Consider the following 20,823-nt stretch of genomic DNA (forward strand, 5'->3'; position numbering starts at 1 on the left):
ATGAGCGAGCAACCTAGCGAGGCAGAGGTTGACCCACCAGACGCCGGGCCCTAATTTGTTGGTGTAACCGACAAATGCGCGACGACGCGCAGCGGGGGCCGCCGGAGGGGGTGCCGCATGCTCGACGGACGACCGCTCTGCCGATCCGCGGGGGTCGCGCCCCGGCCGACCAGGCCGGTGTGCGCCGCAGCAATCTCGGTCTGGTGCTGCGCCACCTCCGGGACTCGGGGCCGCGGTCGCGTGCCCGTATCGCGCAGGACACCGGCCTGAACAAGGCGACCGTCTCCAGCCTGGTGGCCGAACTCGGCGAACGGGGGCTGGTGGGCACCGGCGACGTCGACCGGGACGGCTCGGTCGGGCGGCCCGGCCTGATCGTCCACCTCGACGGCCGCGCCGTGTGCGGCATCGGCGTCGAGCTCAACGTCGACTACGCCGCCACCCTGGTGCTCGACCTCCGCGGCGAGGTGGTCTTCGAGCACCGCGTCCCCCTCGACGCCCCGGCCATGGGCCCCGAGCGGACCCTCGACGAGCTGGCCGCCCTCGTCGGCGAGGCGCTGGGCGCGGTCGCCGGGCGCGGCGCCGTACCCGCCGGCCTGACCGTCGCGGTGCCCGGGCTGGTGCGCAGCGTCGACGGCGTCGTCACCGTCGCCCCCAACCTCGGCTGGCACGACGTCCCCGTCCTCGACGGGCTGCGCGACCGGCTCGACGCGGCCTTCCCGATCCGCGTGGAGAACGACGCCAACCTGTCGGCCATCGCCGAGTGGGCGATGGGGTCCGAGGCTCGCACACCCGACCTCCTCTACCTCACCGGTGAGGTCGGCGTCGGTGGCGGCGTGATCGTCGCCGGGCAGCTGCTCCGCGGCGCCGGCGGGCTCTCCGGCGAGGTCGGCCACATGTCTCTCGGCGACCCGGGGCGGGTGTGCGGCTGCGGCCGTTCCGGGTGCTGGGAGACCGTCGTCGGCCTCGCCGCCCTGCTCCGGGAGGCCGCCGACCGCGACGACCCGGTGCGGGATCCCGGCCGCGACCTCGAGACCCGCCTGGCCGAGATCGAGCGCCGCGCGGCCGACGGCGACGTCCGGACGCTGCACGCGCTGGCGCGGATCGGCACCGCCCTGGGCACCGGCGCGGCGGTCCTCATCAACGTCTTCAACCCGGCGGTGATCGTCCTCGGCGGGTACTTCGCCGTCCTGGGCCGGTGGCTCATGGAGCCGCTGACCGCCGAGCTGGAGGCCCGGGTGTTCGCGCCCGGCCTGGCCGGCGCCCGGGTCGTCCTCTCGACGCTCGGTTTCACCGCCGCCGTGCGCGGCGGAGCCCACGTCGCCCTCGAGTCCGTCTTCGACGACCCGACCCTCGTCCAGCCCGTGGCGGCCGCCGCGGGCACGCCCTGACCCCGATGGAGAACCACAGATGAGTGACCGCTTCACGCCCACCAAGGACGACAAGTTCAGCTTCGGTCTCTGGACCGTCGGCTGGCAGGGCGTCGACGTCTTCGGCGGGGCCGTCCGCCCGCCGCTCGACCCGGTGGAGGCGGTGCACCGCCTCGCCGAGCTCGGCGCCGCCGCCGTCACCTTCCACGACGACGACCTCGTCCCCGACGACGCGACCCGCGAGGAGACGCTGAAGCGGTTCCGGCAGGCCCTGGACGAGACCGGCGTCGGCGTCGAGATGGCCACCACCAACCTCTTCGGCGCGCCGGTGTTCAAGGACGGCGGCTTCACCGCCAACGACCGGCAGGTCCGCCGCTACGCGCTGGCCAAGGTGCTGCGCAACATCGACCTCGCCGCGGAGCTGGGCGCGAGGACCTACGTGCTCTGGGGCGGCCGCGAGGGTGCGGAGTCCGGTGGCAGCAAGGACGTGCGCGCCGCGCTCGACCGGTACAAGGAGGGCCTGGACACCCTCTGCTCCTACGTGCGGGAGAAGGGCTACGACATCCGGTTCGCCCTCGAGCCCAAGCCGAACGAGCCGCGCGGCGACATCCTGCTGCCGACCATCGGGCACGCCATCGCCTTCATCAACGAGCTGGAGGAGCCCGACCGCGTCGGTCTCAACCCCGAGGTCGGGCACGAGGAGATGGCCGGGCTGAACTTCGCGCAGGGCATCGCGCAGGCGCTGTGGCACGGCAAGCTGTTCCACGTCGACCTCAACGGCCAGCACGGCCCCCGCTTCGACCAGGACCTCCGCTTCGGCGCGGGCAACCTGCGGGGCGCCTTCTGGACGGTCGACGCCCTGCTGGGCTCCGGCACGGCCCCGGCGTACGACGGCTACCTGCACTTCGACTACAAGCCGCCGCGGACCGAGGACATGGACGGCGTCTGGGAGACCGCCCGCGCCTGCATGCGCAACTACCTGATCCTCAAGGAGAAGGCGCAGGCCTTCCGCGCGGACCCGGAGGTGGCCCAGGCCCTGGAGGCGGCCCGGGTGGGCGAGCTCGCCGTCCCGACGCTCGCCGACGGCGAGTCGCTCGACGACCTGCGTGCCGAGACCTTCGACCCCCAGGCGCTGGGGGAGCGCGGCCTGCACTTCGAGCGCCTGGACCAGCTGGCCATGGAGCACCTGCTCGGCGTCCGCTGACCTCACCCGGGCGGAGCAGTCCCGGGGTCCGGGTCTGCTCCGCTCGGGGTGTTCCGATCACCGAGCGTGTCACTATGGCGCCGTGGCCATCTCCTCCGCCTCGGCCGGCGCCCTGCTGCGCCACGTGCGCACCGGACGCGCGCGCAGCCGGGCCGACCTGGTGGCCCTCACCGGCGCCTCGCGCAACACGGTCAGCGCGCGCGTCGACCAGCTGATCGCCGCGAACCTGCTGGAGGAGGGCGGCCGCGGCTGGAGCACCGGAGGCCGGCCGCCCACCATCCTGCGGTTCAACAGCCGCGCCGGCTGCGTGCTGGCCGTCGACCTCGGCGCCACGAGCGTCGACGTCGCGGTCACCGATCTGTCGGCGCAGATCCTCGCCACCGACGGGCACCGCATCGACATCGCCGAGGGTCCCGTGGCGGTGCTGGCCGAGGCCGACCGGCTGGCCCAGAAGGTGCTGGCCGAGGCCGGGCTCGCCCCGGCCGACGTGTGCGCGGTGGGCGTCGGCGTGCCCGGGCCGGTCGAGTTCTCGACCGGGCGGCCGTCGCACCCCCCGATCATGCCGGGCTGGCACGACTATCCGATCCCGAGCGCGTTCGGCCGCTACGGGTGCCCGGTCTACGTCGACAACGACGTGAACGTCATGGCGCTCGGCGAGATGGGCATCGCCGGGTCGATGCAGGACGTCCTCGTGGTCAAGGTCGGCACCGGCATCGGCTGCGGCGTGATCGTCGACGGACAGGTGTACCGCGGAGCACAGGGCAGCGCCGGCGACATCGGGCACATCTACGTGGCCCAGCCCGACGGTCGGACCGTCGTCTGCCGCTGCGGCAACGAGAACTGCCTGGAGGCGATCGCCGGCGGCGGCGCGCTGCTCCGCGACGCCGTGGCCGCCGGCATGCCCGTCAGCACCGTGCGCGAGGTCGTCGAGCGAGCGGCACACGGCGACGGGCAGGCGCTCGAGCTGGTGCGGAACGCCGGCCGGACCATCGGGACGGTGCTCGCCGCGCTGGTCAACTTCTTCAACCCGCACCGGATCGTGCTGACCGGAGGGGTGGCGCAGGCCGGCGTGCCGCTCATCGCGGGGATCCGCGAAGCGGTCTACCGGCGGGCCATGCCGCTGGCCGCCCGCTCGCTGGAGATCACCGTCAGCGACGCGCCGGACCTCTCCGGGCGGCTCGGTGCCGCCCTCATGGCGATCGAGGGCTTCCTGGCCGAGGACGCGGTCGACCAGGCGGTCAGCCGCTAGCTCGCGTCCCGTCCACCCGTGTGACCCGAACCACGGATGGTCTCTTTTCGATAACCCTCGCCCTGGCCCTTGACCTATTAGTTGTGCGGCCATACGTTCTCCGCTGATCCGACTAATGGTCAACGATGAGCAAAAGTCTGGTGGTGGCGGGGTGCCCGGGTCGCAGGCAGCACTGCTCGAGATGCACGGCATCGTGAAGCAGTTCCCGGGCGTCCGGGCGCTGGACGGGGTCGACCTCGACGTGCGCGCCGGTGAGGTCCACTGCCTGCTCGGCCAGAACGGCGCCGGCAAGTCCACGCTGATCAAGGTGCTGGCCGGCGCACACCAGCCCGACGAGGGCTCCATCTCCTGGCGGGGCGAGCAGGTCTCGCTCGGCAACCCCCAGGCGGCGATGCGGCTGGGCATCGCGACCATCTACCAGGAGCTGGATCTGGTCCCGGGCCTGACGGTCGCCGACAACATCTTCCTGGGCCGCGAGCACGCGCGCTTCGGCCTGGCCCGCCCGGCCGCGGCCAACCGGGCGGCCGCCGCCCTGCTGACCCGGCTGGGCCACCCGGAGATCCGCCCGACGGCCGAGGTCGGCTCGCTGTCGGCGGCGTCGCAGCAGATGGTCAGCATGGCCCGCGCGCTGTCGCAGGACGCCAAGTTGATCATCATGGACGAGCCGTCGGCGGTGCTCGACAACGAGGAGGTCGAGCGCCTCTTCGCGGTCATCCGTGAGCTCACCCGCGACGACGTCGCCGTCGTCTACATCTCCCACCGGCTCGAGGAGATCCGGGAGATCGGCGACCGGATCACGGTGCTCAAGGACGGCCGCACCGTGGCCACCGGGCTGCCCGCGCGGGAGACCCCCACGCGCCAGGTCATCGAGCTCATGACCGGCCGCGACATCGAGTACGTCTTCCCGGAGCGGCGGCCCGTGCCCGAGGCGGAGCCGCTGCTCGAGGTCGAGGACCTGGGCCTGCTGGGCACGTTCGGCGGCGTCTCGTTCTCCGTCCGTCCCGGGGAGGTCGTCGGCCTCGCCGGGCTCGTCGGCTCGGGCCGCTCGGAGATCCTGGAGACGATCTACGGCGCCCGCAGGGCGACCTCCGGCACCGTCCGGGTGGCCGGCAAGAAGCTCCGGTCCGGGAGCGTCGCCGCCGCCGTGGCCGCCGGCGTGGGCTTGGCGCCCGAGGAGCGCAAGAGCCAGGGCCTGCTCCTCGGCGAGTCGGTGACCCGCAACATCAGCATCGCCAGCCTGGCGCGGTTCACCCGTGGCGGCTTCGTCGCCCGCGGCTCGGAGCGGGCCGCCGCACGCGACCAGGTCGCCGCGCTGGAGGTCCGCCCGCGGGACGTCGACCGCGAGGTGCGCACGCTCTCCGGCGGCAACCAGCAGAAGGTCGTCCTGGCCCGCTGGCTGCTGCGCGAGTGCCGGGTGCTGCTCCTCGACGAGCCGACCCGCGGCGTCGACGTCGGCGCCCGCTCGGAGATCTACGCGCTGATCCGCACCCTGGCCGACCGCGGCGTCGCCGTCGTCGTCGTGTCGAGCGAGATCCCCGAGGTCCTGGGCCTCGCCGATCGCGTGCTGGTCATCGCCGAGGGCCGGGTGCTCGCCGCCGAGCCGGCGGGCGCCCTCGACGAGCACCGCGTGCTCGACCTGGTCATGGAGGGGACGGGCCATCGCGGCGCCCCCCTCGCGGGATCCACCCAGCACAGCGCAACCCGGCACGAGGCAACCCGGCACGAGGCAACCCGGCACGAGGCAACCCGGCACGAGGCAACCCGGCACGAAGGGGACGTGGCATGACCGGCAGCACCACCGCGACGACGGGGGCGGCGGCGACCACGTCGCCGGGCCCCGCCACCAACGGCGGCGGGGGGAAGAGCGGGGCCGGCATCATGGCCGGGCCGATCGGTCGCAACCTCGGCCTGGTCGTGGGGCTCGCGATCCTGTGCGTGGTCGGTCTGATCACCGCAGGTGACCGCTTCGCCGACGTGAACAACGTCCTGACGATCCTGCGGCTGGCCGCCGTCATCGGCGTGGTCAGCATCGGGATGACCTTCGTGATCATCGGTGGCGGCATCGACCTCTCCGTCGGCGCACTGGTGGCACTCTCGTCGGTCTGGGCGACGACGCTGGCGACCCAGGCGATGGCCGAGGACTTCCACTGGATCGTCATGGTGTTCACGGCCATCGCGGTGGGTGCCGGCGCCGGCTTGGTCAACGGCATCGTCATCGCCTACGGCCGGCTGGTGGCCTTCATCGCCACCCTGGCCATGCTCGTCTCCGCCCGCGGCCTGGCCGAGATCCTGGCCAACCGGCGCACCCAGATCGTGCAGGACCGCGACTTCCTGTCCTTCTTCTCCGGGGACGTCCTGGGCATCCCGACGCTGGTGATCATCTGGGCCCTCGTGTCACTGGCCGGCTGGGTCCTGCTGAACCGGACGACCTTCGGGCGGCACACCTTCGCCGTCGGCGGCAACGCCGAGGCCGCCCGCCTGGCCGGCATCCGCGTGCAGCGGCACACGCTCAGGCTCTACGTCCTGTCCGGCATCACCTGTGGGATCGCCGCGGTCATGATCATGGCCAGGACGACGACCGGCAGCTCGACGCACGGCACGCTGTACGAGCTCGACGCCATCGCCGCGGTGGTCATCGGCGGCACGCTGCTGATCGGCGGCCGCGGCACCATCGTCGGCACGGTCTTCGGCGTCCTGATCTTCCAGACCCTCCGCAACGTCTTCACGCTGAACAACCTGTCGAGCTCCGCCCAGGCGGTCGCCACCGGCGTGATCATCGTGCTCGCCGTCCTGCTGCAGATGCGCCTGGCGGAGGGACGCGCCGGTTTCCCCTGGCTGCGCGGGTCGGGCACATCGCCGTCCCCCGGGGGAGCCGTCGCCGCCGGCGCGCCGTCCGGCGCCGTCTCCGGCGGCACCAGCGTGCCCGGCGCGCCCGGCGGCGACCGTCCCGGCGCCGGCGGCAGCACTCCCTGACGACACGACCCCTGATCCCCCCACCGCATCCAGTCGTCCCGGCCGCCGGCCGGGTCTGCCACACCGAGGAGAGAACATGTCTGCAGCGAGGCTTGGTCATGGTCGCGGCCCCTACCGCCGCCTGATGACCACCGCGGTCGCGTTCGTGGGCGCCGGTGCCCTCGTCGCCGGCTGCACGAGCAACGAGCCGGAGAACCAGGGCTCGGGCGGCGGCGGCGGAGGCAACGCCGCCAGCTCGAACGACGAGACCGGCGACACCGTGGTCATCGGCTTCTCGGCACCCGCGGCCGACCACGGCTGGATGGCCGGCATCACCGAGGCCGCCCGTGCCGAGGCCGAGAACTACGAGGACGTCGAGCTCCGGGTCGCCGAGGGCACCAACGACGTCAACACCCAGATCAGCCAGGTCGAGACCTTCATCAACGACGGCGTCGACGCCATCGTGCTGCTGCCCTTCGACGGCGCCGCCCTGACGCCGGTCGCGCTGCAGGCGATGGAGGCCGGCATCCCGGTGATCAACGTCGACCGCGAGTTCAACGACCCGGCCGCCTCCCGCGCCACGATCCTGGGCGACAACTACGGCATGGGCGTCTCGGCCGGCGCGTACATCTGCGAGCAGGTCGGCGACAACCCCGACGCGATCGTCGCCGAGATCGCCGGCATCGACTCGCTGCCGCTGACCCAGGACCGCAGCCAGGGCTTCGAGGACGCGCTCGCCGAGTGCGGGCTCGACGTCGACAACCGGGTCGCGGCGGAGTTCACCGTCGAGTCCGGCGAGGAGGTCACGGCCAACCTGCTCCAGGCCGCGCCGCAGATCGACGCCATCTGGAATCACGACGACGACCAGGGCGTCGGCGTCCTGGCCGCCATCGCCAACGCCAACCGCAGCGAGTTCATCATGGTCGGCGGCGCCGGCTCGGCGAACGCGATGGAGGAGATCCAGTCCGGCGACTCGGTGCTGCAGGCGACCGTCATCTACCCGCACACGCAGGCGGCCGACGGCATCAAGCTCGCCCGCCTCGTGGCCCAGGGCAAGAACATGTCGGACCTCACCTCCCAGGGGGTCCCGCGGCGCATCGTGCTCGACGCGCCGGTCGTGACCGCCGAGAACGTCGACCAGTTCATCGAGAACGCGTTCCGGTCCTGACCGACTGAACGGAGTGGGAGGGGCGCGGTTTCCGCGTCCCTCCCACTCCACCTCCCCTGGAGCCCAGCACATGACCTCCCCTGACCGGCCGGCGCTCGGTGTCGGCCTGATCGGCTACGCCTTCATGGGCGCGGCGCACTCGCAGGCCTGGCGCACCGCCCCCCACTTCTTCGACCTCCCCCTCCGCCCGCGCATGACCGCGATCGCCGGCCGCAACCAGGCGGCGGTGACCGACGCCGCCGCGCGGCTGGGCTGGGAGAGCACGGAGACCGACTGGCGTCGCGTGATCGAGCGCGACGACGTCGGCCTCGTCGACGTCTGCACGCCCGGCGACACCCACGCCGAGATCGCCATCGCCGCGCTCGAGGCCGGCAAGCACGTCCTCTGCGAGAAGCCGCTGGCCAACACCGTCGCCGAGGCCGAGGCCATGGCCGAGGCGGCCGCCAAGGCCGCCGCGCAGGGCGTCCGGTCGATGGTCGGCTTCACCTACCGCCGCGTGCCGGCGATCGGCCTGGCCCGCACGCTCGTGGCCGACGGCCGGCTGGGTCAGATCCGCCACGTGCGCGCCCAGTACCTCCAGGACTGGATCGCCGACCCGGCGGCCCCCATGTCGTGGCGGCTCGAGAAGGACAAGGCCGGCTCGGGGGCGCTCGGCGACATCGGCGCGCACATCGTGGACCTGACGCAGTACATCACCGGCCAGACCCTCACCGGGGTCAGCGCGCTGATGGAGACCTTCGTCAAGGAGCGGCCGCTGCCCACGGAGACCGGCAGGCTCGGCGGCGTGGGCGGCTCGGAGACCGGCCAGGTGACCGTGGACGACGCGGCGCTCTTCCTCGGCCGGTTCAGCGGCGGTGCCCTGGCCAGCTTCGAGGCGACCCGCTTCGCGCTCGGCCGCAAGAACGCGATCCGGATCGAGGTCAACGGCTCGGCCGGCAGCCTCGCCTTCGACTTCGAGGACATGAACGTCCTCGAGTTCTTCGACGGCGCCGAACCGGCCGCGACGGCGGGTTTCCGCCGGATCATCGTGACCGAGCCCGAGCACCCCTACGTCGCGGCGTGGTGGCCGGCCGGGCACGGCCTCGGCTACGAGCACGGCTTCACCCACCAGGTCGTCGACCTGCTCACCGCGATCGCCGCGGACGAGAACCCTGCCCCGTCGTTCGCCGACGGCCTGCAGGTCCAGCGGGTGCTCGACGCCGTCGAGCGCAGCGCAGCCAGCAAGTCCGCCTGGACCGAGATCTGAAAGAAGGAGCGCACCGATGCCGCGTCCCATCACCCTGTTCACCGGCCAGTGGGCCGACCTGCCCTTCGAGGAGGTGGCCCGGCTCGCCTCGGAGTGGGGCTACGACGGCCTCGAGATCGCCTGCTGGGGCGACCACCTCGACGTCGAGCGCGCCGCCAACGACGACTCGTACGTGCAGGAGCGCCTGGCGCTGCTCGACAAGTACGGCCTCAAGGTCTGGGCCATCTCCAACCACCTGCACGGCCAGGCGGTCTGCGACGACCCGATCGACGAGCGCCACAAGGGCATGCTGAACGCCCGGGTGTGGGGGGACGGCGAGCCCGAGGGCGTGCGGCAGCGGGCTGCCGAGGAGATGAAGCTGACCGCCCGGGCGGCGCGCAAGCTGGGCGTCGACGTCGTCGTCGGGTTCACCGGGTCGAAGATCTGGAAGACCGTCGCGATGTTCCCGCCGGTGCCGGAGTCGATGATCGAGGACGGCTACCGCGACTTCGCCGACCGCTGGAACCCGATCCTCGACGTGTTCGACGAGGTCGGCGTGAAGTTCGCGCACGAGGTGCACCCATCGGAGATCGCCTACGACTACTGGACGACGGTGCGCACGCTGGAGGCGATCGGGCACCGCGAGGCCTTCGGCCTGAACTGGGACCCGTCGCACTTCGTGTGGCAGGACCTCGACCCGGTGTCGTTCATCTGGGACTTCAAGGACCGGATCTACCACGTCGACTGCAAGGACGCGAAGAAGCAGGTCGGCAACGGCCGCAACGGCCGGATGGGCTCGCACCTGCCCTGGGCCGATCCGCGGCGCGGGTGGGACTTCGTCTCCACCGGGCACGGCGACGTCCCGTGGGAGGCGTCGTTCCGGATGCTGAACACGATCGGCTACGACGGCCCGATCTCCGTGGAGTGGGAGGACGCCGGCATGGACCGCCTCGTCGGCGCGCCCGAGGCGCTGGAGTTCGTCCGCCGGCTCGCGTTCGACCCGCCCGCGGCCGCCTTCGACGCGGCCTTCGCCAGCGGCAACTGACGCCCGACCGGGGAGGAGGGCGGGGTCACGGCCCCTTCTCCCCGGTCACCGGCGCCGGTGCTGCTGGTCAGGTCACCTCGACGGAGATCTCCATCCCCATCTCCCGGTGGTTGCCGACGCCGCAGTAGAAGACGTAGGTGCCGGGCTCGAGGGTGACCGTGAACGTCGCGGAGTCGCCCGGAGCGATGCCGGCGGACGCGGCCACCTGCTCCCCGTCGCGCTCGACGACCAGGTCGTGCGTCATGCCACCGGCGTTGACGACCACGACCTCGTACTCGCCCGCGCTGAGGTCCGGGCGGTCCAGGGAGATGCGGAAGTCGGCCTCGGTGGCGGTGATCGTCCGGGTCTGCGCAGCCGGCGACTCCACCGGCGACTCCACCGGCGACGGCGTGGCGGCAGAGCTGGTGCTCGGGGTCGTCGTCGCCTCGCTCGTGGGCGTGCGGGCGGCGGCGGCCCGGTCGTCGTCCCCGCCACAGGCGGCCAGGATTCCGAGGACGACGGCGATCCCGACGGTGCCGCGCAACCGTCTGGAGCGCGGAAGGGTCGAACCTGTACGGCGGTGCACGGGCACTCCTCACCGGCGAGAGGCGTCAGATACTGCAACTTTCCAGTACCTGGCGGAAGCCCTTCCGGCACTCAGCCCGCGAGACCGGTGACCTCCCGACACCACGTCACCACGGTGCGCAGGACCTCCGGGTTCACCGGTTCGCGCAGTTCCCTGCGGTAGGCCTTGAGCGACGGCGCACCCGGCTGGCGTCGCAACGTGTGCGTCACGTCGGCCGGCCGGTGGGTCACCGCACCGCCGGGGACGGAGTCCGCGATGACGCCGAGGTCGTCCGGGTCCACCTGGAGGTCCTTGGCGCCGGTGAGGGCCAGCACGGGCACGGCAACCCGGCGGAGATCGTCCCGGGGGTCGTGCGCCAGGAACTCCCGGAGCCACCGCGCGTTGTGGCGGACGCCGCCGATCCGCGCGACGTCGGTCGTCGTGGCCTTGATCCGCTCGTGGTTCGCGGCCACCTTCCGCTCCAGGTCCACGCGGAACAGCCGCAGGATCCCGCGGACGACGGCCGGCAGGGTCGGTGCGATCCGCCGCGCCTGCCAGCGCAGCAGCTGCTCGCCGGGGGTGGCGCTCATGGAGAGCAGCACCAGCCCGGTGGCCGGCACGCCGCGAGCGGACGCCGCCGCCAGGATCGCCTCCTCGCTGTGACCGGCGAGGAGGATGCGGTCCGCGTCGACCTCGGTCCGGGCGGCGAGCGCCTCGCGCGCGCGAGCCAGGTCGTCCACGTTGTCGTACAGACCCGCCGTCCGCCAGTCGCCCGGGCTCTCCCCGACGCCACGCTTGTCGTAGCGCAGCGACGCGATCCCGCCGTCGGCCAGCGCCGCGGCGAGCTGCCGGGAGATGTCGAACCGGGCCCGGCGGTGGTTGGAGTCGCGATCCAGCGGGCCCGAGCCGGACGCGATCACCACGGCCGGGACGGGACGGTCGCGGTCCGGGAGGGCGAGGGTGCCGGCGAGTGGCGGGACGCCGGGGATCGACAGCGTCAGCTCGCGCACGTCAGCTCGCGGCGGAGCGGGCCGCGGTGATCGCGGCCGCTGTGGTGGCGGCGTCGTCGACGCCGACGAGCAGGACGTCGTAGCGGCATCCGCTCAGCTCGATGCGCACGGCGGGCTGGTCCCTGCGCACGCTGACGAAGCTGCGCTCCCCGGGCCGGCGCCAGGTGCCGATCTTCCGGACGCCGGGCAGCCCGAGTCCGGGGGCGCGCAGCCCGCGGGCGGCCTCCAGGGCGTCGTCGGCGGCCTCGATGCTGCGGATCGCCGTCAGCGACACCTCGACGTCCCGGAGCAGGCCGAAGAACTTCTCCACCCGGGTCAGGGAGACGGTCAGGGTGGTGGCGGTCAGTTGCAGCGTGGCCATGCCGCCACTATTCTCATCGTCGAGATCATTGTCAAGTCTGATAACGATGGAGCGCCATGGCGACCGCCGACCTGCTGCTGCACCCGGTCCGCCTGCGCGTCGTGCAGGCCTTCCTCGGCGATCGGACGCTCACCACCGCCGACCTCCGGAGCGAACTGTCCGACGTCCCGGTGGCCTCCCTGTACCGCCATGTGGGCGTGCTGGCCGACGCCGGCGTGCTCACCGTGGTGGGGGAGCGGAAGGTCCGGGGGGCCGCCGAGCGCAGTTACCGGCTGGTCCTCGAGGCGGCGTCGGTGACCGGGGACGAGGCGCGGACCATGTCGGTCGAGGACCACCGCCGGGCGTTCACCGCCTTCGTCGCCATGCTGCTGGCTGACTTCGACCGGTACCTGAGCCGGTCGGCGCCGGATGGCCCCGACCTGCGGGCCGACCGGGTCGGCTACCGGCAGGCGGCGGTGTGGGTCACCGACGAGGAGGCCGACGCGCTCGTGGCCGATCTCGCCGCGGCGCTCCGCGCCCGCATGACGAACCAGCCGGGGAGCGGGCGGCGGCGGCGGCTGGTGAGCACGGTCCTCCTGCCGGCGGACGCCGACCCGGCGGAGGGCCTCAGCCCCTGACGGTGCTCGTGGCCCGCCGCTGGGCCTTCGCGGCCTTCTTGTTGGCCTTGGCGAGGGTCTTCGCCGCCTTGCGGACCCGGCGCGGCTCGCGGTCGACCGTCCCGCGGGTGAGCAGGCCGATGCCGATGCCGAGCAGCCAGACGTCCTTGGCGATGGCCAGGCCCTGCTCCGTGGGGGCCAGGCTGCCCGGCTTCCGCATGCCCGGCGTGTTCAGGTAGAGCCCGAGCAGCCCGCCGGAGAAGCCGGTGAGCACCAGGCCGGCGACCGCCGTCGGCACGAACGGCGCCAGCAGGGTCGCGCCGACCGCGATCTCGGCGGTGGCGAGAGTCTTGGCGAACTGTTGCGGGTCGAGGTTCTTGAGGAACGGATAGGTGCCGGAGGCGAAGCCGTGCATCCCGGCGGCGGCCTCCGCGTCGGCACCCCGCTTGCCGAGGCCGCTGTTGAGGATGAACGCCCCGGCGGAGATGCGTGGGGCGATCTCGGACAGGGTGATGGGCAGACCCATGGTGGGGCACCTCGCTGGTCGGCGGGTCGGAGTCGTGCGCCGTCTCCGGCGCTCGACTCCTGTGCCCACGGACGGACGGGTCAACCGCGCGCTCAGCGGCCCCGGCGGGAGCGGGCGCTGAAGGAGGCGGCGGACGTGGTCCCGGCGCGGGCGGCGAGCTCGGCGCGCGTGCGCGCGGGACCGCTCGCCCGGCCGGAGCCGGAGCGGCTCCCGGAGGACGGGGCGCCCGACGACGCGCCGCCCCCGGACCCGCCGCGACGGCGCCGGCCGGAGCCCGACCCCTGCGGCTGGGGCTCGGGAGCCGGGGCCGGCTCGACGTAGGGGGCCGGGGGGCCGGTCAGCTCGACGATCTGCGGCGCACCGGGCCGGACGGCACTGACGGTCGGAGCGATGCCGGCCTGGCGCGCCAGGGTCCGCACCTCGCCGGCCTGGTCGGGCGTGGAGACGGTGACGACGACGCCCTCGGCGCCGGCGCGGGCGGTCCGGCCCGAGCGGTGCAGGTAGGCCTTGTGCTCGGCGGGCGGGTCCACGTGCACCACCAGCGCGACGTCGTCCACGTGGATGCCGCGGGCGGCGATGTCGGTCGCGCAGAGCACCCGGCTGGCGCCGCTGCTGAACGCCTCGAGGTTGCGCTCGCGGGCGTTCTGGCTCAGGTTGCCGTGCAGGTCGACCGCCGGGATGCCGGCCGCGGTGAGCTGCTTGGCCAGCTTCTTGGCCTGGTGCTTGGTCCGGGTGAACAGCACGCTGCGGCCGAGCCCGGAGGCCAGCTGGCGGACGACCTCCGCCTTGTCGGCGTTCTGCACCTGCAGCACGTGGTGGGTCATGGTGCTGACGGGAGCCACGGCCGGGTCGACCGAGTGCGTGGTGGGAGTGGTCAGGTAGCGCTTGACGAGGACGTCGACGCCGTTGTCCAGCGTGGCCGAGAACAGCAGCCGCTGGCCGACCTCCGGCGTCCGGTCCATCAGGCGCTTGACGCCGGGGAGGAACCCCAGGTCCGCCATGTGGTCGGCCTCGTCGAGCACGGTGATCTCGACGGCGCCGAGGTCCGCGTGGCCCTGGCCGATGAGGTCCTCGAGCCGGCCGGGGCAGGCGATGACGACGTCCACGCCCCTGGCCAGGGCCTGGACCTGGGGGTTCTGGCCGACGCCGCCGAAGATGGTGGTCGCCGACATGCCCAGGGCACGCGCCAGCGGGTCGACGACGGCGTACACCTGGTTGGCCAGTTCGCGGGTCGGCACCAGCACGAGGGCGCGCGGCCTGCGCGGCTGCCGCTTCGAGTCGGAGGCGGCCAGGCGGGCGACGAGCGGGATGCCGAAGGCCAGCGTCTTGCCCGAGCCGGTGCGGCCGCGGCCGAGCACGTCCTTGCCGGCCAAGCTGTCGGGCAGCGTGGCGACCTGGATGGGGAACGGCCGGTCGATACCGCTGGCGGACAGCACCTCGACCATGGGCGCCGGCACGCCGAGCGCGGCGAAGGTCGTCTCGGTCGGGAGCACGGTGGCGTCGGTGCCGGTGGGGACCACGACCGGCGCCGGAACGGCGTCGCGGCGGGCCTCGGCCTGAGGGGCCCCGGTGGTGGGGCGTCCGCCGCGGCCGCGTCCCCCGCGGCGACGGCGGGGACGGTCGCCGCCGCCCGGAGTGGTGGACGGGACGTGGTTCTGCGAAGTCATCGGTTCCTCGACGCTCGGGTGGCCGCGCGGCGGCCCGCCGGGGCGAGCGCGGGCGCGCCTGCGCAGGGGGCAGGGCGGGCTCACCTCGTCGGCGGGACGTCGCGCGACCGGGCGCGCCTCGGTGGCGCAGCCTCGGTCCGACGTCGATCCCTGCCGCTCCGGATGAGCGAGGGCGGCGCCGGTACCTGTACTCAACCAGAGTTCCGGGCCGCGTGGTCCCGTTCCGGGGGAGTGTCCGGTCACATGGGGTGAGCGACCGGGCCCCGGAAGCTGCGGCGGTAGGCCAGGGGAGGCACACCGATCGCGGCGTGCAGGTGCTGGCGCAGCGAGGCCGTGGTGCCGAAACCCGCCAGCTCGGCGACCCGTTCGACGGGCGCATCGGTCGACTCCAGCAGACGGCGGGCCAGCGCGACCCGCTGCAGGACCAGCCAGCGGGTGGCCGACATCCCCGTCTCCTCGCGGAAGCGCCGCGTGAACGTGCGCACGCTCATCCGCGCGTGCGCGGCGAGATCCGCGAGGACCAGCGGCTCGTGCAGCCGCTCCAGGGCCCACGCGCGCGTCGCGGCCGTGCCCGAGTCGCCGGGGTCGGGCACCGGCCGCTCGATGAACTGCGACTGCCCGCCCTCCCGCCAGGGGGCCACGACGCTGCGACGGGCCACCCGGCCGGCGACCTCGCTGCCGTGGTCGCGCCGCAGCAGGTGGAGCAGGAGGTCGATGCCGGCCGCGTTGCCGGCCGAGGTGAGCACGTCGCCGTCGTCGACGAAGAGGACGTCGGGATCGAGGTGCACGCCCGGGAAGAGCCGGGCGAACGCCGGGCTGTGCACCCAGTGCGTGGTGGCCGGACGGCCGTCGAGCAGGCCGGCCGCGGCGAGGACGAACGCGCCGGTGCAGATCGACACCATGCGGGCACGCGTGGCCGTCCGGCGCAGGAGGCCCGTCAGCTCCTGGGGGAGCGTTCCGTCGGTCATCGCGGAGGTGCCGTATATGCCCGGGATGATGACCGTCTGCGCCGCGTCGAGGATCGACGCATCGTGCTCGGGCAGCACGGCGTAGCCGGCCGAGGTGCGCACGGGACCCCCGTCGAGGCTGGCCACCCGCACGCGGTAGAGCCGGCGACCCTCGGCGTCCACGGCTCCGCCGAGGAACTGGTGCGGCAGGCCGATCTCGTAGGCCATCGCCTCGGGCAGGGCGAGGACGGCCACCTCGTGCCGCTCGACAGATCCCGAGGCCATGGCCGGATCCTTGCACATGTTGGCCGCCGGGCCACTCGTTGCGCCGGCGAAGGGTCGGCCATGCTCGGCGGCGTGACCACCGCCGCCCCGACGCGCACCCATCGGATCCACCCTGCGTGGTGGGTGGCCGCCGTGACGTTCCTGGCGCTCGTCGGGGCCGCCGCCTTCCGCGCCGTCCCGGGTGTGCTGATCCACCCGCTGCGCGACGAGTTCGGCTGGTCGGTCTCGACGATCTCGGCGGCGGTCGCGGTCAACATGGCGCTTTACGGGCTGACCGCGCCGTTCGCCGCGGCCCTCATGGAGCGCTTCGGCATCCGCCGGGTCGTCGTCGGCGCGCTGCTGCTGACCGCCCTGGGCAGCGGGCTGACCGTCTTCATGACGGCGAGCTGGCAGCTGGTCCTGCTGTGGGGCTTCGCCGTCGGCCTCGGCACGGGCTCGATGGCGCTCTCGCTGGTGGCCACGGTGACCGGACGCTGGTTCGTGGCCCGCCGGGGGCTGGTGTCCGGCATCCTCACCGCAGGCGGAGCGACCGGGCAGCTGGTCTTCCTGCCGCTGGTCGCCTGGGCCGACACGCACTGGGGCTGGCGATCGGCCTCGCTGGGCACGACTGCGGCCGCGCTGGCCGTCGTGCCGCTGGTGCTGTGGCTGCTCCGCGATCGGCCGAGCGACGTGGGCGTCGTGCCGTACGGCGGGACGGCGACCGACGACCGCATCTCGACGGACAGGGATCCGGTGCGCACCGGCGCGGCGCGCACCGCCGTCCGAGGAATGGTCGAGGCGTCGCGCAGCCGGCCGTTCTGGCTGCTCGCCGCCGGCTTCTTCATCTGCGGCCTGTCGACCAACGGCCTCGTCCAGCCGCACTTCATCCCGGCGGCGCACGACCACGGCATGCCGGTGACCACCGCCGCGGGGCTGCTGGCCGTGGTCGGCGTCTTCGACATCGCGGGCACGATCTTCTCCGGCTGGCTTACCGACCGGGTCGACCCGCGGGTGCTCCTGCTGGCCTACTACGGGCTACGCGGGCTGTCGCTGTTCGCGCTGCCGACCCTCTTCGGGCCCGACCTGCACGTCAGCATGATCGCGTTCATCGTCTTCTACGGCCTCGACTGGGTCGCCACGGTGCCGCCCACGCTGGCGCTGTGCCGCGAGCACTTCGGCGCACGGGCCCCGGTGGTCTTCGGCTGGGTCTTCGCCTCGCACCAGTTGGGCTCGGCCTTCGCGGCGTTCGGTGGCGGCGTCATCCGCGACGTCACCGGCTCCTACGACCTGGCGTGGTTCCTCGCCGGCGGCCTGTGCATGGTGGCGGCGGCCGCGTCGATCTCCATCCGCCGCAACCTGCCGCCCCCGGCCGAAACCCTGCTGCCGACGAACCCCGAGGAGGCGGCGGCCGCCCAGTCCCACGGCTGACCCAGCTTTCTGTACAGAAAGCTGCGGTGGGACCGGCAGCTTTCTGTACAGAAAGCGGGTTCAGTCGGCGGCGGCCAGGGCGGGGTCGACGGTGCGACCCAGGATCAGGTCCGCGGCCCGCTCGGCGATCATGATCGTCGGCGCGTTCGTGTTGCCCCGCACGAGCGTGGGCATCACCGAGGCGTCGGCGACCCGCAGCCCCTCGATCCCGCGCACCCGCAGCTCGGAGTCGACGACGGCCTGCTCGTCGGTGCCCATGCGGCACGACGAGACCGGGTGGTAGAGCGACTCGAGGGTGTCGCGCACGGAGGCGCGCAGCGCGTCCCGGCCCTGCACCGACGGCCCGGGCGACCACTCGTCGGCGAGCACCGAGGTGATCGGCCCGACCGAGGCGATCTCCCGCGCCTTCTCCACGCCCGTGACCAGGGCCTCGAGGTCGCGCTCGTCGGTGAGGTAGCCGGCGTCGATCGCCGGCGCCCACGTCGGGTCGGCCGACCGCAGCCGCACCGAGCCACGGGAGTGCACCCGCACCAGGACGACGAGCGTGCTGAACGCCTCGACGTCCGGATCGATCTCCGCCTGCTTCCAGAACTTCACCGGCAGGAAGTGGAACTGCAGGTCCGGTTCGGGCTGCTCCGGGGACGACTTCGTGAACAACCCGGCCTCGGCCAGGTTCGACGTCAGCGGCCCGCGCCCGGCGGCCTTCCACTTCGCCAGGTTCACCGGCGACTCGGCCAGCCGCAGGGACTTGCCCGACCGCACGTTCCACACCATCGGGACCAGCGGGTGGTCCTGCAGCCCACCGCCGACTCCGGACAGGTCGTGGACGACGTCGACGCCGACCTCGCGCAGGTGGTCGGCGGGGCCGATGCCCGAGAGCATCAGCAGCTGCGGGGAGTTGATGGCGCCGCCGGACAGCACGACCTCGCGCGCGGCGTGCGCGGTGTGCACCCGCCCCCCGCGGCGGTACTCCACGCCGGTGGCGCGGCCGTTCTCGACGAGCACGCGGGTGGCGAGCGCGCCGGTCAGCACGGTCAGGTTCGGCCGGCCCATCGCAGGGTGCAGGTACGCGTCGGCCGACGACCAGCGGCGGCCCCGCCGCTGGGTCACCTGGTACTGCCCGACGCCCTCCTGCGCGGCGCCGTTGAAGTCGTCGTTGCGCGGATAGCCCGCCGCGACCGCGGACTGGACGATCGCCCGCGTCCACGGGTGCGGCGAGCGCAGGTCCTCGACGCGCAGGGGGCCGCCGACGCCGTGGTACCGGTCGGCGCCGCGGATGTTGTCCTCCATCCGCCGGAACAGCGGCAGCACGTGCTCGTAGGACCACGACTTGTCGCCGGTCAGCTCGGCCCACTCGTCGTAGTCGGCCGCCGCCCCGCGGATGTAGATCATCGCGTTGATCGACGACGAACCGCCGAGCAGCTTGCCGCGGGGCCAGAACAGTCTCCGGCCGTCGAGCGCCGGCTGCTGCTCGGTCGTGTAGTTCCAGTCCAGCCGGGTGCGCCACACCTTGTAGAGGCCGGCGGGCACGTGCACCTCGAGGACGTCGTCCGAGCCGCCGGCCTCGAGCAGCAGCACCCGCAGCGACGGGTCCTCGGAGAGCCGGCCGGCCAGCGCGCACCCCGCGGAGCCGGCGCCGACGACGACGACGTCGAAGTCGTCTGCCTCGCTCACCGGTGCCGCCCGTGGATCATCCCCATCACCCGGGCCAGCGCATCGGCCGCCGCGGGGGTCGGCTGAAACTCATCAGGTTCACCGGCAGCGCCACGCGCTGGCGGGTGATGGCCTTGGCGCGGGTGAACTCCTTGAGCCCGTCCTCGCCGTGGATCCGGCCGAACCCGCTCTCGCCCACGCCACCGAAGGGCAGCGCCGGCACGGAGGCGAAGGTGAGCACCGAGTTCACCGACGTCATGCCGCTGCGCATCCGCCGGGCGAGGTCCATCGCCTTGGTCTTCGACCTGGAGAACACGGCACCGGCCAGGCCGTAGGAGCTGGCGTTGACCCGCTCGAGGGCCTCCTCGGCGTCGCGCACCTTCGTGATCGCCAGCGTCGGGCCGAAGGTCTCCTCGCGGATCGCCGCGGCGTCCTCGGGCAGGTCGAGCAGCACGGCGGGCACGAGGTAGTTCTCGTTCGGGAACAGGCTCGGATCGGCCTCCCCGCGGACCACGCGGCCGCCGCCGGTCTCGGCCTCCTCGATGTGCCGGCGGACGATGCCGCCCTGCGAGGCCATGGTCATCGGGCCGTACGTCGCCTCGTCGTCCGAACCGGGGCGCAACCGGCGAACCTGCTCGGTGACCTCGGCGACGAACCGGTCGTAGACGGCGCTGGTGGCGTAGACGCGCTCGATGCCGATGCAGGTCTGGCCGGCGTTGCTCATCGCCCCCCAGACGGCGGCGTCGGCGGCGGCGACCACGTCGGCGTCGTCGTCGACGATCATCGCGTCCTTGCCACCGAGTTCCATCAGCACGGGCGTGAGGGTCTCCGCGCAGGCGGCCATCACCTTCCGGCCGGTCGGCGCCGAGCCGGTGAAGGCCAGCTTGCCGACGCCGGCGCGGCACAGCGCGGCGCCGGTCGGGCCGAAGCCGGTGACGACCTGGAAGGCGTCCTCCACGTCCGGGACGGCGGCCCGCCAGGCGGCTGCGAGCCACGCGCCGACGGCCGGCGTGTACTCCGAGGGCTTGAAGACGACGGCGTTGCCGGCGGCCAGCGCGTAGGCGATCGAGCCCATCGGCGTGAAGACCGGGTAGTTCCACGGGCCGATGACGCCCACGACGCCCAGCGGCTGGTACTCCAGATACGCGGCGTGGTTGGCCGCGAGCATCCCGGCGCGGACCCGGCGCTGACCGAGCACCCTGCGGGCGTGCGTGGCGGCCCACGCGAGGTGGTCGATGGTGAGCGTGATCTCGAGGATCGCGTCGGCGTGGGGCTTGCCGTTCTCCCGGTGCACCAGGTCGGCCAGCTCGTTGATCCGGCGGGCGAGGTAGCCGCGGTAGGCGGTCAGCCGCTGCCGGCGGCCGTCGAACCCGAGCGCGGCCCACGTCTCGGCGGCGGCCCGGGCACGCTCGACGGTCTCGTCCACCGCGTCCGCGTCGTGCACCGGGAAGACGCCGACCACGGCCCCGGAAGCCGGGTTGGTCGACTCGAAGGTCTCGGTCGTCTCGTGCCGGTCGACCGTGCCCGCGGAGGCGTCGGTCACCGTGTCCATCTGCTCGGCCAAGGACATGGGAACGGAGGTTACCCGCGAGTCACCTGGTCGGCCCGGGACGGGCC

General features: G+C 73.3%; 18 protein-coding genes. 10 read left to right on the plus strand and 8 right to left on the minus strand.

Annotation, left to right across the window (positions count from 1 at the left end; genetic code table 11):
• The first annotated feature begins 74 nt into the window (after window positions 1-74).
• The 8 genes from MVA48_RS22790 (at window position 75) to MVA48_RS22825 (ending at window position 10,210) form a co-directional block, all read left to right on the plus strand.
• On the plus strand, window positions 75-1,388 hold the full coding sequence (locus MVA48_RS22790; protein WP_246984060.1) for an ROK family transcriptional regulator: 1,314 nt from the start codon (window positions 75-77) through the stop codon (window positions 1,386-1,388).
• Between the two features lie 19 nt (window positions 1,389-1,407).
• On the plus strand, window positions 1,408-2,571 hold the full coding sequence (gene xylA / locus MVA48_RS22795) for a xylose isomerase (protein ID WP_246984063.1): 1,164 nt from the start codon (window positions 1,408-1,410) through the stop codon (window positions 2,569-2,571).
• An 82-nt stretch (window positions 2,572-2,653) separates the two neighbouring features.
• Window positions 2,654-3,820 carry an ROK family protein gene (locus tag MVA48_RS22800; RefSeq protein WP_246984064.1) on the plus strand — a complete coding sequence of 389 codons (1,167 nt, stop codon included), beginning with the start codon at window positions 2,654-2,656 and terminating at the stop codon, window positions 3,818-3,820.
• Between the two features lie 151 nt (window positions 3,821-3,971).
• Window positions 3,972-5,606 carry a sugar ABC transporter ATP-binding protein gene (locus tag MVA48_RS22805; protein ID WP_246984065.1) on the plus strand — a complete coding sequence of 545 codons (1,635 nt, stop codon included), beginning with the start codon at window positions 3,972-3,974 and terminating at the stop codon, window positions 5,604-5,606.
• Window positions 5,603-6,793 (plus strand): ABC transporter permease, encoded by a 1,191-nt coding sequence (locus tag MVA48_RS22810; protein WP_246984066.1) that lies wholly within the window; start codon window positions 5,603-5,605, stop codon window positions 6,791-6,793. Before MVA48_RS22805 ends, MVA48_RS22810 begins: the two co-directional genes overlap by 4 nt.
• A gap of 124 nt (window positions 6,794-6,917) precedes the next feature.
• A complete protein-coding gene (locus tag MVA48_RS22815; protein ID WP_246984075.1) occupies window positions 6,918-7,940 on the plus strand; it encodes a substrate-binding domain-containing protein in 1,023 nt (340 codons plus the stop codon).
• Between the two features lie 70 nt (window positions 7,941-8,010).
• Window positions 8,011-9,186: a Gfo/Idh/MocA family protein gene (locus tag MVA48_RS22820; RefSeq protein ID WP_246984077.1), complete on the plus strand. Its 1,176-nt coding sequence runs from the start codon at window positions 8,011-8,013 to the stop codon at window positions 9,184-9,186.
• Window positions 9,187-9,202: 16 nt separating this feature from the next.
• Entirely contained in the window at window positions 9,203-10,210 is a 1,008-nt protein-coding gene (locus tag MVA48_RS22825) for a sugar phosphate isomerase/epimerase family protein (RefSeq protein ID WP_246984079.1), read from the plus strand.
• Between the two features lie 67 nt (window positions 10,211-10,277).
• Here MVA48_RS22825 and MVA48_RS22830 read toward each other — a convergent pair whose 3' ends face one another.
• The 3 genes from MVA48_RS22830 to MVA48_RS22840 form a co-directional block, all read right to left on the minus strand.
• Window positions 10,278-10,775, minus strand: a complete 498-nt coding sequence (locus MVA48_RS22830) for a cupredoxin domain-containing protein (RefSeq protein WP_246984081.1) — start codon at window positions 10,773-10,775, stop codon at window positions 10,278-10,280.
• A gap of 71 nt (window positions 10,776-10,846) precedes the next feature.
• Window positions 10,847-11,764 carry an alpha/beta hydrolase family protein gene (locus MVA48_RS22835; protein WP_246984084.1) on the minus strand — a complete coding sequence of 306 codons (918 nt, stop codon included), beginning with the start codon at window positions 11,762-11,764 and terminating at the stop codon, window positions 10,847-10,849.
• A gap of 1 nt (window position 11,765) precedes the next feature.
• Window positions 11,766-12,125, minus strand: coding sequence for a hypothetical protein (locus tag MVA48_RS22840; RefSeq protein WP_246984086.1), 360 nt, complete (start codon window positions 12,123-12,125; stop codon window positions 11,766-11,768).
• A 56-nt stretch (window positions 12,126-12,181) separates the two neighbouring features.
• On the opposite strand from MVA48_RS22840, the gene MVA48_RS22845 reads away from it, so the two are divergent.
• The gene (locus MVA48_RS22845) at window positions 12,182-12,742 is read left to right on the plus strand and encodes a helix-turn-helix domain-containing protein (protein ID WP_246984088.1); all 561 of its coding nucleotides are present in this window, start codon (window positions 12,182-12,184) and stop codon (window positions 12,740-12,742) included.
• Here MVA48_RS22845 and MVA48_RS22850 read toward each other — a convergent pair.
• The 3 genes from MVA48_RS22850 to MVA48_RS22860 form a co-directional block, all read right to left on the minus strand.
• A complete protein-coding gene (locus MVA48_RS22850) occupies window positions 12,732-13,247 on the minus strand; it encodes a hypothetical protein (RefSeq protein WP_246984090.1) in 516 nt (171 codons plus the stop codon). The genes MVA48_RS22845 and MVA48_RS22850 overlap by 11 nt on opposite strands.
• Window positions 13,248-13,339: 92 nt before the next feature.
• On the minus strand, window positions 13,340-14,914 hold the full coding sequence (locus tag MVA48_RS22855; protein WP_246984092.1) for a DEAD/DEAH box helicase: 1,575 nt from the start codon (window positions 14,912-14,914) through the stop codon (window positions 13,340-13,342).
• A gap of 239 nt (window positions 14,915-15,153) precedes the next feature.
• Window positions 15,154-16,146 carry a GlxA family transcriptional regulator gene (locus tag MVA48_RS22860; protein WP_246984094.1) on the minus strand — a complete coding sequence of 331 codons (993 nt, stop codon included), beginning with the start codon at window positions 16,144-16,146 and terminating at the stop codon, window positions 15,154-15,156.
• A gap of 72 nt (window positions 16,147-16,218) precedes the next feature.
• On the opposite strand from MVA48_RS22860, the gene MVA48_RS22865 reads away from it, so the two are divergent.
• Window positions 16,219-17,553, plus strand: coding sequence for an MFS transporter (locus MVA48_RS22865; RefSeq protein ID WP_246984096.1), 1,335 nt, complete (start codon window positions 16,219-16,221; stop codon window positions 17,551-17,553).
• A gap of 60 nt (window positions 17,554-17,613) precedes the next feature.
• Here the strand turns inward: MVA48_RS22865 and MVA48_RS22870 are convergent, their stop codons facing one another.
• Complete coding sequence (locus MVA48_RS22870) at window positions 17,614-19,227, minus strand: GMC family oxidoreductase (protein ID WP_246984098.1); 1,614 nt, start codon at window positions 19,225-19,227, stop codon at window positions 17,614-17,616.
• Between the two features lie 25 nt (window positions 19,228-19,252).
• The gene (locus MVA48_RS22875) at window positions 19,253-20,776 is read right to left on the minus strand and encodes an aldehyde dehydrogenase family protein (RefSeq protein ID WP_246984100.1); all 1,524 of its coding nucleotides are present in this window, start codon (window positions 20,774-20,776) and stop codon (window positions 19,253-19,255) included.
• Between the last annotated feature and the right edge of the window lie 47 nt (window positions 20,777-20,823).

Origin of the sequence: Blastococcus sp. PRF04-17 (assembly GCF_023016265.1) — a bacterium.
GTDB lineage: Bacteria > Actinomycetota > Actinomycetes > Mycobacteriales > Geodermatophilaceae > Blastococcus_B.

Coding starts and splice junctions, on each gene's coding strand:
- MVA48_RS22840 (WP_246984086.1), bottom strand. CDS start 12,125: ATGGCCACGCTGCAACTGACCGCCACCACCCTGACCGTCTCCCTGACC.
- MVA48_RS22825 (WP_246984079.1), top strand. CDS start 9,203: ATGCCGCGTCCCATCACCCTGTTCACCGGCCAGTGGGCCGACCTGCCC.
- xylA (WP_246984063.1), top strand. CDS start 1,408: ATGAGTGACCGCTTCACGCCCACCAAGGACGACAAGTTCAGCTTCGGT.
- MVA48_RS22875 (WP_246984100.1), bottom strand. CDS start 20,776: ATGTCCTTGGCCGAGCAGATGGACACGGTGACCGACGCCTCCGCGGGC.
- MVA48_RS22845 (WP_246984088.1), top strand. CDS start 12,182: ATGGCGACCGCCGACCTGCTGCTGCACCCGGTCCGCCTGCGCGTCGTG.
- MVA48_RS22815 (WP_246984075.1), top strand. CDS start 6,918: ATGACCACCGCGGTCGCGTTCGTGGGCGCCGGTGCCCTCGTCGCCGGC.
- MVA48_RS22790 (WP_246984060.1), top strand. CDS start 75: ATGCGCGACGACGCGCAGCGGGGGCCGCCGGAGGGGGTGCCGCATGCT.
- MVA48_RS22810 (WP_246984066.1), top strand. CDS start 5,603: ATGACCGGCAGCACCACCGCGACGACGGGGGCGGCGGCGACCACGTCG.
- MVA48_RS22820 (WP_246984077.1), top strand. CDS start 8,011: ATGACCTCCCCTGACCGGCCGGCGCTCGGTGTCGGCCTGATCGGCTAC.
- MVA48_RS22850 (WP_246984090.1), bottom strand. CDS start 13,247: ATGGGTCTGCCCATCACCCTGTCCGAGATCGCCCCACGCATCTCCGCC.
- MVA48_RS22860 (WP_246984094.1), bottom strand. CDS start 16,146: ATGGCCTCGGGATCTGTCGAGCGGCACGAGGTGGCCGTCCTCGCCCTG.
- MVA48_RS22855 (WP_246984092.1), bottom strand. CDS start 14,914: ATGACTTCGCAGAACCACGTCCCGTCCACCACTCCGGGCGGCGGCGAC.